Origin of the sequence: Streptomyces sp. DH-12 (assembly GCF_002899455.1) — a bacterium.
Taxonomy (GTDB): domain Bacteria; phylum Actinomycetota; class Actinomycetes; order Streptomycetales; family Streptomycetaceae; genus Streptomyces.
The window spans coordinates 179,689-196,040 of the sequence record NZ_PPFB01000001.1 but is presented as its reverse complement, the minus strand read 5'-3'; the positions used below and the strand labels follow the sequence as shown (position 1 = coordinate 196,040).

1 protein-coding gene and 1 pseudogene are annotated in these 16,352 nt (G+C 75.2%); both read right to left on the bottom strand.

Features of this window, described 5'->3' with window-relative positions; genetic code table 11:
- Positions 1 to 23: 23 nt before the first annotated feature.
- Positions 24 to 74 (bottom strand): annotated as a pseudogene (locus C1708_RS36005) (polyketide synthase docking domain-containing protein); the annotation flags it as partial.
- Between the two features lie 92 nt (positions 75 to 166).
- Complete coding sequence (locus C1708_RS34650) at positions 167 to 16,312, bottom strand: type I polyketide synthase (protein ID WP_274543337.1); 16,146 nt, start codon at positions 16,310 to 16,312, stop codon at positions 167 to 169.
- Positions 16,313 to 16,352 lie beyond the last annotated feature (40 nt).

Genomic DNA, 16,352 nt, shown 5'->3' with positions numbered 1-16,352 from the left:
CGCTCGCGGGTCTGGGCCAGGTCCGTCGTGACGCGCTTGAGGTACTCGCGGAGCTTTTGTTCATTGGTCGCCATGGGGTCCTCGCCAGTCTGCGTCTGCGGTGTGCGGAGGTCGGGGGGCCGGCCGGGGCGGGGCCGCGGCGTCCGGCGGTGCGGGGGCGGGCACGTCAGACCGTCCCCAGCTCGTTGTCGATGAAGTCGAAGATCTCGTGGTCGGAGGCGCCGTCGATCTTCGTCGCGAGGTCGGCCGGGCCGGTCTCCTCCGCCGTCTGCTCGTACCGCGCCAGCAGCGAGCGCAGGCGGGCGGTGACGCCGAGGCGGACGACCGCGTCCAGCTCGCTGGCCGCGAGGGCCTGGTCGATGCGGTCCAGTTCGGCGAGGAGCGCGGCTCCCCCCTGCTCACCGGAGGCGTCCAGGCCGTCGGCGAGGTGGGCGGCCAGGGCCTCGGGGGTGGGATGGTCGAAGATCAGCGTGGAGGGGAGCCGGACGCCCGTGAGAGCGGCGAGCCGGTTGCGGAGTTCGACGGCGGTGAGGGAGTCGAAGCCCATGTCGAGGAAGCCGCGCCCGGCCTCGACGCCCTCGGTGCCGGCGTGGCCGAGGACCTGGGCGGCCTCGGCGCGGACCAAACGCAGCACCTCCGGCCCGCGCTCGTCGTCGGGGAGGGCGGCGAGCCGGTCGCGGAGCGGTTCGGCGCCGCCGCTCCCCGCCGCCGGGGACCCGGTGCCGCCGGAGCGGACGGGGGCGGCGGGGACGAGGCTGCTGAGAAGCGGGTGGACGAGGCCGGTGGCGGCCTGCGTCCGCAGGGCGGCGAGGTCGGTGCGGAGGGGCAGCGGGGCGGGCCCGGGTCGGGCGGGGTCGAGGAGGGCGCGGTCAAGGAGGTCCAGGCCCTCCTGGGCGGAGAGCGGGAGGACGCCGGAGCGGTTCATGCGCCGGGCGTCGCCCTCGCCGAGCCGGGCGGCCATGCCGCCGTCGGGGGCCCACGAGCCCCAGGCCAGGGAGACGGCGGTGAGTCCGGCGGCGACGCGGTGGCGGGCGAGGGCGTCGAGGTAGGCGTTGGCGGCGGCGTAGTTGCCCTGCCCGGGGGCGCCGAGGGGGGCGGCCGCCGACGAGAAGAGGACGAACGCGGCGAGGTCCAGGTCGCGGGTGAGCGCGTGCAGGTGGCGTGCCGCGTCGGCCTTGGGCCGCAGCACCCGGTCCAGGCGTTCGGGGGTGAGGGAGGTGAGGGTGGCGTCGTCGAGGACGCCGGCGGCGTGGATGACGGCGGTCAGGGGGTGGGCGGCGGAAAGAGCGCCGAGGAGACCGGCGACCGCGGTGCGGTCGGCCATGTCGCAGGCGGTCAGGTCGATGTGGGCGCCGAGGGCGCGCAGTTCGTCGGCGAGGGCGGTGGCGCCGTCGGCGGCGGGGCCGCTCCGGCTGGTCAGCAGGAGCCGCCGGACGCCGTGGGCGGTGACCAGGTGGCGGGCGACGAGCCCGCCGAGCGAGCCGGTGGCGCCGGTGACCAGGACGGTGCCCTCGCCGTCCGGGCCGGCGAGCGGCCTGGCGGTTGCCACGCCGGTCGCCGGCGGCGCGGGGAGCCGGATGAGCTTCGGGGTGCGGAGCCTGCCGTGGCGCAGGGCCGCCTCGGGGGCGCCGAGCCGCCTGAGGGCGGGCAGGTGCCGGGTGACGGTGGCGGGGTCGTCGGTGTCGACGAGGAGGAACTGGCCGGGGTTCTCCGCCTGGGCGGAGCGGACCAGTCCGCAGAGGGCGGCGAGGTCGGGGGCGACGACTTCGGTGTCGTCGACGGCCACGGCTCCCCGGGTGACGAGGACGAGCCGGGTGTCGGCGAGCCGCTGGTCCGCGAGGAACTCCTGGAGGAGACCGAGGAGGGCGTGGAGTGCGGGTGCCGGGTCGGCGAGCGGGGCGGCGGCGTCGAGACGCCCGTCGGCGGCGGCGTCCTGGACCAGGAGGACGGCCTCGGGCGCGGGGGCGCCCGCGTCGAGGGCGGCGGCCAGGGCGGCCAGGTCGGGGTAGGACGGCCCGCCGTCGGGGGCGTCACCGAGGTGGACCCAGGTGGCGGGGCGCGGGTCGCCGTCCGCCGGGACCCGGGCCGGGGCGGGGACCCATTCCTGACGGTGGAGGGCGGAGGTCCCGGCGGCACGCCGGGAGGCGGAGAGCTGTTCGGTGGACAGGGGGCGCAGGACCAGGGAGCCGACGGTGCCGACCGGAGCGCCGGTGGCGTCGGCGAGTTCCACGCCCACGGTGTCGTTGCCGGTCGCCGCGACCCGGACCCGGAGGGGCCCGGTGGCGCCGCCGTCCACCCGTACCCCGGTGAAGGCGAAGGGGAGGCTGCCGGCGGTGGTGTCGAGGAGGCCGCCGAGGGCGACGGTGTGCAGGGCCGCGTCCAGCAGGGCGGGGTGCAGGGTCCAGGGGGACCCGTGGTCGGCGGCGGTGTCGGGCAGGGAGACCTCGGCGAGGACGGCGCCGTCGTGGCGCCAGGCGGCGCGCAGGCCCTGGAAGGAGGGCCCGTAGGAGAATCCGGCCTCGGCGAGCGCGGGGTAGAGCCCGTCGGTGGGGAGGGGTTCGGCCCCGGCGGGGGGCCAGGGGGCGGCGTTCCCCAGTTCCTCGCGGCCGGCCGGGGGACCGGCCGCGGTGTCCGGCTCGAGGACGCCGCGGGCGTGGCGGGTCCAGGCCCCGGTGTCGTCGTCCCGGCCCGGGGGGCGGGTGTGGACGGTGAAGGCGCGGCTGCCGTCCTGTCCGGGAGCCTCGACGGCGAGGCGGAGGTGGACCGGGGTGGACTCGGGCAGGACGAGGGGCGTTTCGAGAGTGAGTTCGCCGACGGTGGTCAGGCCGGTCCGGCTCCCCGCCCAGAGGGCGAGTTCGAGGAAGGCGGCGCCGGGGAGCAGGACGGAACCGAGGACGGCGTGGTCGGCGAGCCAGGGGTGGGTGGCGGTGGAGAGGGCCGCGGTGGCGACGAGGGCGCCGTCGGGCAGGTCCACGGCGGCGCCGAAGAGCGGGTGCCCGGCGGCGGAGAGCCCGGCCGCGGTGACGTCGCCCGGCCCCGCCGCCGGGGCGGGGCGGGGCCAGTAGTGCTCGCGCTGGAAGGCGTAGGTGGGCAGGGGGACGGTGCGGGCGGCCGGGTCGGCGAGGACGGCGGTCCAGTCGGTTCCGGTGCCCCGGCTCCAGGCCCGGCCGAGGGCGGTGAGCACGGTGCGCCGCTCCTCGTGGCCGGAGCGGAGCAGGGGTTCGGTGAGGGGCAGGTCCTGCTCCTCGGAGGGGCGGTCGGGCAGGCAGTCGGCGGCCATCGCGGAGAGCACGCCGTCGGGGCCGAGCTCCAGATAGGTGCCGGTGCCCAGCGCGTCCAGGCAGCGGACGCCGTCGAGGAAGCGGACACCGTCGCGGACGTGCCGGACCCAGTAGGCGGCGTCCATGGGCGTGTCGGCGGTGAGTACGCCGCCGGTGACGTTCGAGACCACGGGAATGCGGGCCGGGTGGTAGGTGAGGGCGGCGGCGGTCTCGCCGAACTCCGCGAGGATCGCGTCCATGTGGACGGAGTGGAAGGCGTGGCTGACGGCGAGCCGCTTGGTGCGGTGGCCCTCGGCGGCGCACCGCTCGGCGAGGTGCAGGACGGCGTCCGTGTCGCCGGAGACGACGGTGGAACGGGGGCCGTTGACCGCGGCGATGCCGAGGCGGTCGCCGTACTCGGCCGCGCGGGCGCGGACGTCCTCCTCACCGGCGCCGATCGCGACCATGGCGCCGGTCTCGGGCAGCGACTCCATGAGGCGGCCCCGGGCGGCCACCAGCGCGCAGGCGTCGGGGAGGGTCATCACGCCCGCCGCGTGGGCGGCGGCGAGTTCGCCGACGGAGTGGCCGAGGAGGGCGTCGGGGCGCACCCCCCAGTGCTCCAGCAGGCCGAAGAGGGCGGTACCGAGCGTGAAGAGGGCGGGCTGGGTGTACCGGGTGCGGTCCAGGAGGCGGGCGTCCTCGGTGCCGGGTTCGGCGAACAGCACCTCGCGCAGCGGCCGGTCGAGGTGGGCGTCGAAGTGGGCGCACACCTCGTCCAGGCGGGCTGCGAAGACCGGCTCGGTCCGGTACAGCTCCCGGCCGGCCCCGGCGCGCTGGCTGCCCTGGCCGGGGAAGAGGAAGGCGGCCCTGCGGGCCGTGTCCGCGCGTCCGGTGGCGGTTCCGGGGACGGGGGCGCCGGCCGCGAGCCGGTCGAGGGCGGCGGTGAGCTCCGGGCCGGTGCCGGTGAGGACGGCGCGGTGCGTGAACGGGGTCCGGGTGGTGGCCAGGGAGTACGCCACGTCGCGCGGGTCGAGCGTGGGATGGTGTGCCAGGTGGTCGCGGAGGCGGGCCGCCTGGGCGCGCAGGGCCGGGCCGCTGCGTCCGCTGAGCAGCCAGGGAAGCGGGCCGGCCGGTGCCTCGGCGTCCGGCATGGCAGGGTTGGCGTCGGCGGGAGCGGTGTCGGTGGGCTCTTCGACGATGAGGTGGGCGTTGGTGCCGCTGATCCCGAAGGAGGAGACGCCCGCCCGGCGGGGCCGGTGCTCCTGGCGCGGCCAGGGGAGCGGCTCGGTCAGCAGCTCGACGGCGCCCGCGGACCAGTCGACGTGCGGGGTCGGCTCGTCGACGTGAAGGGTCTTCGGCAGCAGGCCGTGGCGCATCGCCTCGACCATCTTGATGACGCCGGCGACGCCGGCGGCGGCCTGGGTGTGGCCGATGTTCGACTTGATCGACCCCAGCCGCAGCGGCCGGTCCGGGTCGCGGTCCTGTCCGTACGCCTCCAGCAGCGCCTGGGCCTCGATGGGGTCGCCGAGCGTGGTGCCGGTGCCGTGCGCCTCGACGGCGTCCACATCGGCGGGGGTGAGCCCGGCCGCGTCCAGCGCCTGTCCGATGACGCGCTGCTGGGAGGGGCCGTTGGGGGCGGTGAGGCCGTTGGAGGCGCCGTCCTGGTTGACCGCCGAGCCGCGGATCACGGCGAGGACCTGGTGGCCGTTGCGGCGGGCGTCGGAGAGCCGCTCCAGGAGGAGCATCCCGGCGCCCTCGCTGAAGCCGGAACCGTCGGCCGCGCCCGCGAAGGACTTGCAGCGGCCGTCGGCGGCGAGCCCGCGCTGCCGGGTGAACTCGGTGAAGAGTCCAGGGGTGGCGAGTACGGTGACGCCGCCCGCGAGCGCCATGTCGCACTCGCCCTGGCGCAGCGACTGGGCGGCGAGGTGGAGGGCGACCAGCGAGGAGGAGCAGGCCGTGTCCACGGTGACCGCCGGGCCTTCGAGCCCGAAGGTGTAGGCGACCCGCCCGGAGACGACGCTCGCCGAACTCCCGGTGCCGATGTAGCCCTCGGCTCCCTCGGGCACGGAGCCGAGGGTGGTGGCGTAGTCCTGGTACATGACCCCGGCGAAGACACCGGTACGGGTGCCGCGCAGCGTCTGGGGACGCAGTCCGGCCCGCTCGAACGCCTCCCAGGAGGTTTCCAGGAGCAGCCGCTGCTGCGGGTCCATCGCCAGCGCCTCACGCGGCGAGATCCCGAAGAAGGCGGGGTCGAAGGCGGCGGCGTCGTAGAGGAAGCCGCCGCGCGCGGTCGCGGAGGCGCCGGCCTCCACCAGCTGCTCGACGGGCCAGCCGCGGTCGGCCGGGAACTCCCCGATCGCGTCGGCTCCCTCGGCCACCAGGTCCCAGAGCCGTTCGGGGTTGTCCACGCCGCCGGGGTAGCGACAGCTCATGGCGACGATCGCCACCGGCTCGTCGGTCGGGCGGGTGGCGGGCCGGGCCGCTGCGGGAGCGGCCGCGGAAGCGGGGGCGAGCTTCTCCGCGAGGTGGCCGGCGAGTGCCTCGGGGGTGGGGAAGTCGAAGACGAGCGTCGGGGGGAGGCGCCGGCCGGTGACGGCGGCGATCCGGTTGCGCAGTTCGACGGCGGTCAGCGAGTCGAAGCCCAGTTCCTTGAAGGCCCGGTGCGGTTCGACGGCCTCCGGCCCCCGGTGCCCGAGGGTGGCGGCGGCCTGCTCGCGGACGACCGCGAGCATCCGCTCCCGCAGCTCGCCGGGGGTGAGCCCGGCGTACGCCTCGGCGGTCGCGGCCGGAGCGGTGTCGGCCGCCGCCCGGCGCGGCAGGGCGCGGACGAGCGCCCGCAGCAGCGGCGGCACACCTTCGGTGCGCGACCGGGCACGGGTCCGTGCCAGGTCGAGCGGCATGGGGACGAGGACGGGCTCGCGGGTGGCGAGCGCCCGGTCGAGGAGGGCGAGCCCGTCCTCGGTGGAGAGGGCGCCGGTGTTCCGGTGGAGCCGGCGCAGGGCGGTGGCGTCGAGGTGGCCGGTCATCCCGCTGGCCTCGGCCCACAGCCCCCACGCCAGCGACTGCCCGGCCAACCCCAGCGAACGCCGGTGAAGCGCCAGCCCGTCCAGCACCGCATTGGCCGCCGCATACGCACCCTGACCCGCCCCGCCGAACACCCCGGCGGCCGACGAGAACAACACGAAGGCATCCAGCTCGACACCCCGCTCGACCGTCAGCTCATGCAGCCACCACGCCCCGTCCACCTTCGGCCGCAACACCGCCGACAACCGCTCCGCGGTCACCGACTCCACCACACCGTCATCCAGCACACCCGCGGCATGCACCACCGCCGACACCGCAAACACATCCAGCAGCCCGGCCACCGCACCACGATCAGCCACATCACAGGCCACCACCGCCACCTCGGCAGCCCCCAGCCCCAGCAACTCCTCCCGCAACACCTCCGCACCCTCAGCCGCCGCACCCCGACGACTCGTCAGCACCAGACGACGCACCCCGTGCACCGCCACCAGATGCCGCGCCACCACACCACCCAAAACCCCCGTCCCACCCGTCACCAACACCACACCACGACCCGAGAACACCGGCACCGCCACGCCTCCGGCGTCCTCGGCGTCGGCAGCAGGGGCAGGGGTGCCGAGTTCGGGGACGGGTGTGGCGGCGGCCGTCCCGGGGCGCAGCAGGCGGAAGGCGAGGATCTGCTCGCCCCTGATCGCGAGCTGCGGTTCGTCCCGGGCGAGCAGGGACGGGATTTCGGCGGGTTCGAGAGCGCGGTCGGTGTCGAGGAGGACGAACCGTCCGGGGTGTTCGGCCTGGGCGGAGCGCAGCAGACCCCAGGCGCCCGCGGCGGGGAGGTCCACCTCGCCCTCGGCCGCGACGACGGCGCCCCGGGTCACGACCAGGAGCGTGCTCCGGGCGTTCTCCTCGTCGGCCAGCCATTCCCGCACGGTCGCCAGCGCCTGGGCCACCAGACTGTGCACCTGCGGAACGCCGTTCCCGGCGCCGGTCAGGTCGACGACGCGGACCGCCGTGTCCTGCCCGGTGGAATCGGCGGACCGGGCGGCGGAAAGGGGCTGCCAGGTGGGGACGAAGAGATCGTCGGCGTTCTCCTCCGGTCCGAGCTGGTCGAGCTGGTCGAGGGCGAGCGGCCGCAGGTCGAGGGCGGCGACGCGGCCCACGTGCGTGCCCGACCGGTCGGCGAGTTCCACCTCGACGGCCTCGCCCCCGACGCGGCTCAACCGCACGCGCAGGGCGCCCGGCCCTGTGGCCGCCAACGCCACCTCACGCCAGCAGAAGGGCAACCACGGTCCCTCGGCCTCGCCGACGAAGCCACCGAGGCCGAGGGCGTGCAGCGCGGCGTCGAGCAGGGCGGGGTGGAGGGAGAAGGCCGCCCCCGCGCTCCGCACGCCTTCGGGGAGTTCCACCTCTGCGAAGAGTTCCTCGCCGAGGCGCCACAGCCGCCGCAGACCTCGGAAGGCGGGGCCGTACTCGACGCCGTGCGAGGCGAGCAGGTCGTACCCGTGATCGAGGGGGACGGGCTCGGCCTGGGCCGGCGGCCAGGCCGCTCCGGGGGCGAACGCTCCGGAAGGTGCGGAAACCTCGTGCTCCGGCTGGTCACGCAGCACGCCGGAAGCGTGCCGGGTCCAGGACCGGGTGCCGGAACCGGCCGGGCAGGAGTGGAGGTGGACGGCACGCCGGCCGGACTCCTCCCGCTCGCCCACCGACACCTGGACATCGGTCGCTCCGGAGGCGCCGAGCACCAGGGGCGTCTCCAGGGTCAGTTCTTCGACGACCGCGCTCCCGGTCTCGGCGCCCGCGCGCAGGGCCAGTTCGAGAAGGGCGGTGCCGGGGACGACGACGCGCCCGGCCACGACGTGGTCGGCGAGCCAGGGATGCGTCTCCAGCGACAGCCGCCCCGTCAGCAGCGCACCCTGCCCCTGAGCCAGCTCGACCGCCGCGCCCAGCAGCGGATGGTCCGCCGCGACCAGCCCCGCAGAGGAGACGTCACCGCGCACACCAGGACCCGGCTCCAGCCAGTACCGCTCACGCTGGAAGGCATAGGTGGGCAGGTCGACGCGGCGGGCGGCGGTGGGGAAGACCCTCGTCCAGTCCGGCGAGACACCGTGGACGTGGAGTTCGGCGAGGGAGAGCAGCATCCGGTCCAGACCGCCGTCGTTCCGGCGCAACGAGCCCACGGTGACGGCCGAGGCAGCGGACGGGCTGTCCTCGATCGTCTCCTGCACCCCCAGACTCACCACCGGATGCGGACTCGACTCCACGAACACGCCGTAACCGTCGGCGAGGAGACTGCGGGTGGCGGTCTCGAACTCCACCGTCCGGCGCAGGTTGGTGAACCAGTACGCGGCGTCGAAGCCCGAACCGTCCTCCGCCACACCCGTCACCGTCGAATACACCGGTATCCGCCCGGCTCTCGGCTCGATGGGGGACAGGATCTGAAGGAGTTCGTCCTTCAGCTCCTCCACGTGGGCGGAGTGGGAGGCGTAGTCCACCGCGATCCGACGGGCACGCACACCCCCCTCCGTCCAGTGCGCCATGAGAGCGTCCAGGCCCTCGACGTCGCCGGAGACCACCACGGAGGCCGGGCCGTTGACCGCCGCGACCGAGACCCGGCCCTCGTAGCCGGCCAGGTCCTCACGCACCCGGTCCACCGGCAGCGGCACGGACACCATCCCGCCCCTGCCCGCCAGCGCCACGATCGCCCGCGACCGCAACGCCACCACACGCGCCGCGTCCCGCAACGACAGCACGCCCGCCACACACGCGGCGGCGATCTCTCCCTGGGAGTGACCGATCACCGCCGAGGGGCGAACCCCCCAGTCCTCCCACACCGCCGCCAGGGAGACCATCACGGCGAACAGCAGCGGCTGGACCACGTCCACCCGCTCGGTGTCCACCCGGCCGTGCAGGGCGTCGTCCAGCGACCAGTCGGTGAACGCCGACAGCGCCTCACCGCACTCCGCCATCCGCGCGGCGAACACCGGCGAGCAGCCGAGCAGTTCCACGGCCATGCCCTGCCACTGCGACCCCTGCCCGGGGAACACGAACGCCACCCGGCCCGGCTCACCCGCCACACCCTCGACCACACCCGCCGCACCACGACCCTCAGCCACCGCCGACACACCCTCGAGCAGCGCCTCACGCGAAGCACCCACCACCACCGCCCGGTGCGGCAGATGCGCACGCGTCGTCGCCAGCGAGAAGCCCACATCGGCCACCGGCTCATCGGTCAACGCGCCCAGCAGGCGTGCGGCCTGCCAGCGCAGCGCCTCGGCGGATCGGCCGGAGACCGTCCACGGGACGGTGCCGTCCGTGGCATCGGAGGACGTCACGGGCTTCGGGCGCGGTGCGGTCTCCGGTTCCGGGCCCTGTTCCAGGATGACGTGGGCGTTGGTGCCGCTGACGCCGAAGGAGGAGACGCCCGCCCGGCGCGGACGGTCTTCGGGGCGCGGCCACGCCCGCTCCTCGGTGAGCAGTTCGACCGCGCCCTCGTTCCAGTCGACCTGCGCGGTCGGTTCGTCCACGTGCAACGTGCGCGGCAACTCGCCGTGGCGCATCGCCTCGACCATCTTGATGATCCCCGCCACACCGGCGGCGGCCTGGGTGTGCCCGATGTTGGACTTGATCGAACCGAGCCACAGCGGCCGGTCGGGGTCACGGTCCTGCCCGTAGGTGGCCAGCAGGGCCTGCGCCTCGATCGGGTCACCCAGCTTGGTACCGGTGCCGTGGGCCTCCACCGCGTCCACGTCCGAGGGTGTGAGACGGGCGTTGGCGAGGGCCTGGCGGATGACGCGCTGCTGGGCCGGCCCGTTCGGCGCCGTCAGCCCGTTGGAGGCGCCGTCCTGGTTGACCGCGCTGCCCCGGATGACCGCCAGTACCGGGTGCCCCTTGGCGCGGGCGTCCGAGAGCCGTTCGACGAGGAGCATGCCGGCGCCTTCGGACCAGCCGGTGCCGTCGGCCGCGTCGGCGAAGGACTTGCACCGGCCGTCCGCGGCGAGACCGCGCTGGCGGCTGAAGTCGATGAAGGTGCCGGGGGTCGCCATCACGGCCACGCCGCCCGCGAGGGCGAGGTCGCACTCGCCCTGACGGAGGGACTGGGCCGCCAGGTGCAGGGCCACGAGGGAGGAGGAGCAGGCCGTGTCGACGGTGACCGCCGGACCCTCCAGGCCGAAAGCGTAGGACACCCGGCCGGAGGCGACGCTGCCCGAGTTGCCGGTGCCGAGGTAGCCCTCGACGCCCTCGGGGACGGCCAGGAGGCGGCTGGCGTAGTCGTGGTACATGACCCCGGCGAAGACGCCGGTCCGGGTGCCGCGAGCGTCGGGCGGCGCGATGCCGGCCCTTTCGAACGCCTCCCAGGAGGCTTCGAGCAGCAGTCGCTGCTGCGGGTCCATCGCCAGCGCCTCACGCGGCGAGATCCCGAACAGCTCCGCGTCGAACTCGCTCGCGCCGTGCAGGAACCCGCCCTCGGTGGTGTACGAGGTGCCGGGGTTCTCCGGGTCGGGGTCGTAGAGCGCGGCCAGGTCCCAGCCCCGGTCCTCGGGGAAGGTGGTGATGCCGTCGCCGCCGCGGGCCACCAGTTCCCACAGGTCCTCGGGGGACCGTACGCCTCCCGGGTAGAGGCAGGCCATGCCGATGATCGCGATCGGTTCGTCGGCGGAAGCCTTCTGCGGTGCCCGCGCCTCGGACGGGGTGTGGGCGCGCGGCGCCTCCCCGGCGCGCTCCGTCAGCCGTTCCACGAGGTGGTCGGCGAGCTCCCGGGCCGAGGGACGGTCGAAGACGAGAGTGGCGGGCAGGCGCAGGCCGGTGGCGGCGGCGAGCTGGTTGCGGAGCTCCACCGCGGTGAGCGAGTCGAAGCCGAGTTCCTTGAAGGCGGTACGCGGGGGGACGGCGTCGGCGCCCGCGTGGCCGAGCACGTCGGCGACGCACCCGCGGACCAGGGTGAGGACGGCGTGGTCGCGCTCGTCCGGCGCGAGCCGGGACAGCCGCTCCGCCTCGTCGGTCCCGGTCCCCGCCGCTCCGGCTCCCCGGCCCGTCTCGCGGCGCCGGACCTGTCGGACCAGGCCACGCAGCAGGGGCGGAACGGGGGCGCCGCGCAACTGGGCGGCGACGGCCGCGAGGTCCAGGCGCATCGGGACGAGCAGGGCGTCGCCGTCCTGTCCGGTCGCGCTCGCGGGTTCGGTGAGGGCACGGTCGAACAGGGCGAGGCCCTCGGCGGGGCGCAGGGGCCGCAGACCCGAGCGCTCCATTCTGCGCCGGTCCGTCTTCTGGAGGTCGCCCGTCATTCCGCCCTCCTGCTCCCACAGGCCCCAGGCGAGCGAGGTGGCGGGCAGCCCGTCGGCGCGACGCCTCTGGGCGAGGGCGTCGAGGACGGCGTTGGCGGTGGCGTAGGCGGCCTGGCCCGCACTGCCGAAGACCCCGGCGGCGGAGGAGAAGAGGACGAAGGCGGTCAGTCGCCGGTCGCGGGTGAGCGCGTCCAGGTGGAGGGCGGCGTCGGCCTTGGGCCGCAGGACGCCCGCCAGGCGGTCGGCGTCGACCGTGTCGAGGACCCCGTCGTCGAGGACTCCCGCGGTGTGGACGACGGCGGTGACCGGGTGGGCGGCGAGGAGCGCGGCGAGCTGGTCGCGGTCGGCGGCGTCGCAGGCGGCGACGGTGACGCGGGTGCCGAGGGCGGTCAGCTCCGCCTCCAAGGCGGCGGCGCCATCGGCGGCCGGCCCGGAGCGGCTGGTCAGCACCAGACCACCGACGCCGTGCTCGGCGGCGAGGTGGCGGGCGATCAGGCTGCCCAGGGCGCCGGTGCCACCGGTGATCAGGACCGTGTCATCGGCGCTCCACGCTGCCCGCGCCTGCGGCTGCGGGGCGGCGGCACGGGCCAGGCGGGGCGCGAACCACTCCTCGCCGCGCAGCGCGAGCTGGGTTTCGCCGCAGTGGGCGGCGGCGCACACCTGCGACGCGTCGGCCTCGGTGCCCGGAACGGTGTCGAGGAGGACCAGGCGGCCCGGGTTCTCCGCCTGCGCGGCGCGGACCAAGCCCCAGACGCCCGCCCCGGCCAGGTCGGCCGGAGCCTCGGGCCCGACGGCGACGGCACCCCGTGTGACGACCACCAGGCGGGCGTCGGCGTGGCGGGGGTCGGCGAGCCAGGTGCGCAGGGCGTCGAGGGTGCGGCCGGCGACCGCATGGACGGCAGCGCGGTCGTCCGCCTCACCGTCCCGGTCGACCACCAGGCCGTACACGGTGGCGCCGGCGCCCCCCGGATCGTCCACGTCGGCCTCCGTGCCGAGGGACACGTACCCGGCGTTCCCGGGAGCGGGTTCCACGGCGCACGGGGCCCAGTCGAGCCGGAACATCGCGTCGTCGGCGGCGGCCAGTTGGCCGGCGGTGACCTCGCGGAAGGTGAGGGAGCCGATCGTGGCGACCGGGTGCCCGGACTCGTCGGTGACGGTGACCGAGACCCCGGCGGGCCGCGGGGAGATCCGTACGCGGGCGGTGGCGGCTCCGGTCGCCCGCACGTCGATGTCGCTCCAGGAGAAGGGCAGCCCGCGCGCGCCGGGGCTTTCCCCGTGTTCCCGTCCGGGTGCTCCCGGCGCGGAGGCGGCCAGCAGAACGACATGGAGGGCGGAGTCGAGAAGGGCGGGGTGCAGCCGGAAGGTCCCCGCCTCCTGACGCTCATCCTCAGGGAGTGCCACCTCGGCGAAGAGGTCGCCGCCGCGTCTCCAGGCGGCGCGCAGACCGTGGAAGGCGGGCCCGTAGGCGAAGCCGCCCGCCGCGAACGTCTCATAGGCGTCGGCGACCTCCAGTTCCTCGGCGCCGGGCGGGGGCCAGGCACCGGCGAGTTCGTCCACCGTGGGCTCCGCGCCCTCGTGGTCGGACCCGGGGACGAGGGAACCGGAGGCGTGGCGCGTCCACGGTTCGCCGTCCTCGGCTCCCTCTCGGCGGGAGTGAACGGTGAAGGCCCGGCGACCGGCCGGGGCACCCTCGCCCTCGCCGTTCCGCACCGTGACCCTCAACTGGACGCCGCCCTCGGCGGGCAGCACGAGGGGTGCCTCGACGGTCAGTTCCTCGACGGTCTCCCGCCCGACCTGTTCCCCGGCGAGCACCGCCAGTTCCACGAAGGCGGTGCCCGGCACGATCACGGTGCCCATCACGGCGTGATCGGCCAGCCAGGGGTGGCTGTCGAGGGAGAGCCGCCCGGTGAGCACGACCCCGTGCGGGTCGGCGAGGGACACCGCCGCCCCGAGCAACGGGTGTCCGGCCAGAAGCAGCCCAGCCGCGCCGGACTCCGCGTACGGATGGCGGACGTTCGGCCAGTAGCGGGTGCGCTGGAAGGCGTACGTCGGCAGTTCCACGCGCCGGGCGTCGGCGGCCGTGCTGGTGAAGTGGGCGGCCCAGTCGACCTCGCCGCCGTGGGCGTGCAGGCGGCCGAGGGCGGTGAGCAGGGAGAACGTTTCCTCGCGGTCCTTGCGCAGGACCGCGGTGCACAGGACTTCGTCGGCGCCGGGTTCGGCATCGGGAAGGGTGTTCTGCGCCATGGCGGTGAGCACACCGTCCGGGCCCAGTTCGAGGAAGCGAGTCACGCCTTGGGCGTGGAGCGTCCGGATGCCGTCGGCGAAGCGGACCGCCTCACGGACGTGCCGCACCCAGTAACCGGCCGTCGAGAGTTCGGGACCCGCGACCTCACCGGTGAGGTTCGACACCACGGGGATGTGGGCGGGCCCGTAGGTCAGCGTCTCCGCGACCTGCCGGAACTCCTCCAGCATCGGATCCATCAACACCGAATGGAAGGCGTGACTGACCGTGAGCTTCTTGACCCGCGCGCCCCGCTCGGCGAGCGCGGCGGCGACCTGCTCCACCGCCGCCTCCGCACCCGAGACGACCACCGCACGCGGCCCGTTCACCGCAGCGACGGAAACACCGTCGACCAGCGCCGCACGGACCTCGTCCTCCGACGCCTCGACCGCCACCATCGCCCCACCCGCGGGCAGAGCATCCATCAACCGACCACGCGCCACCACCAACGCACACGCATCGTCCAGGTCCAGCACCCCGGCCACATGCGCGGCCACGATCTCCCCCACCGAGTGGCCCAGGAGTGCGTCCGGGCGCACCCCCCACGACTCCAGCAGCCGGAACAACGCCACCTCGACCGCGAACAACGCCGCCTGCGTGAACCGCGTCCGATCCAGCAGACCAACACCCTCCGCACCCTCACCCTCGAAAACGAGAGTCTTCAACGACCGGCCCAGCCCACCGTCCACCCGCGCACACACCGCGTCGAACGCATCGGCGAACACCGGATAGGCGGCATACAACTCCCGCCCCATCCCGACCCGCTGCGCACCCTGACCCGTGAACAACAGGCCCAGGCGTCCGGCGGCTGCCGGGCCACGTGAGGTTGCCCCGGCCAACCCGGCGAGCAGGTCCTCGCGCGAGGACCCGACCACCACGGCCCGGTGCTCCAGAACCGCACGGGTGGTCGCCAGGGAGAAGCCCACATCCACCGGGCGCAGCTCCCCCCGCTCCCGGGTGTACGCCGCAAGCCGGGCGGCCTGCTCGGCCAGCGCCTCGGGCGTCCTGCCGGAAAGCACCCAGGGAACGGCGGACCCACCGGCCGGCGAGGCGGTGGTCACGGGCTCCTCGGGCGCGGCGGCCGAGGGGGCCTCCTCGACGATGACGTGGGCGTTGGTGCCGCTGATGCCGAAGGAGGAGACACCCGCACGGCGCGGTTCGTCCCCGACGGGCCACGGGTGGGCTTCGGTCAACAGTTCGACGGCGCCGGCCGTCCAGTCGACCTGCGGGGTCGGCTCGTCCACGTGCAGGGTCTGCGGCAGCACCCCGTGGCGCATCGCCATGACCATCTTGATGACCCCCGCCACACCGGCGGCGGCCTGCGTGTGCCCGAGGTTCGACTTCACCGAACCCAGCCACAACGGCCGGCCGGCCTCGCGTCCCTGGCCGTACGTGGCGAGCAGGGCCTGCGCCTCGATCGGGTCGCCCAGCTTCGTACCGGTGCCGTGCGCCTCCACGGCCCCGACCTGTGCGGCCGTCAGTCCGGCGCTGTGCAGGGCCTGGCGGATGACGCGGCGCTGCGCGGGCCCGTTGGGGGCGGTCAGACCATTGGACGCGCCGTCCTGGTTGACCGCCGAGCCGCGCAGCACGGCGAGGACCTGGTGGCCGTTGCGACGGGCGTCGGAGAGCCGCTCCAGGACGAGCAGGCCGGCGCCCTCGCCCCAGCCGGTGCCGTCCGCGGCACCGGCGAACGCCTTGCAGCGCCCGTCGGCGGCGAGGCCGCGCTGCCGGCTGAACTCGACGTACAGGGAAGGGGTGGCCATCAGGGTGACGCCACCGGCCAGGGCCAGCGAGCACTCGCCCTGGCGAAGGGACTGGGCGGCCAGGTGGAGGGCGACCAGCGAGGAGGAGCAGGCCGTGTCGATGGTGACGGCGGGCCCCTCGAAGCCCAGGGCGTAGGAGACGCGTCCGGTGAGGGTGCTGGCGGCGTTGCCGGTGCCGATGTACCCCTCGATGCCGTCGCCGGAGCCGATCAGCAGGGAGGGGTAGTCCTGACCGTTGGTCCCGGCGAAGATGCCGACCTCGGAGCCGTGGAGGGAGGTCGGATCGACACCGGCCCGCTCGATCGCCTCCCAGGAGAGTTCCAGCAGCAGGCGCTGCTGCGGGTCCATGGCGAGGGCTTCGCGGGGCGAGATCCCGAAGAACTCGGCGTCGAAGTCGGCGACCCCCTCGACGAAGGCGCCCTGGCGGACGTAGCTGGTGCCCTCGCGGCCCGGATCCGGGTCGTAGAGGGCATCCACGTCCCAGCCCCGGTCCGGGGGAAGCTCCCCGACCGCGTCGCGGCCCTCGGCCAGCAGCTCCCAGAGCTGCTCGGGGGAGCCCGCGCCGCCGGGGAACCGGCAGCTCATCGCCACGATCGCGACGGGCTCGTGCCGACCCGACTCGGCCTCGCGCAGGCGCTGGCGCGTCTGCTGGAGGTCGGCGGTGACCCGCTTGAGGTAATCGAGGAGCTTGTCCTGGTCGGTCACGTGAACTCGCCCGTCTGTCGGCTGGGGACGGCTGGTCATC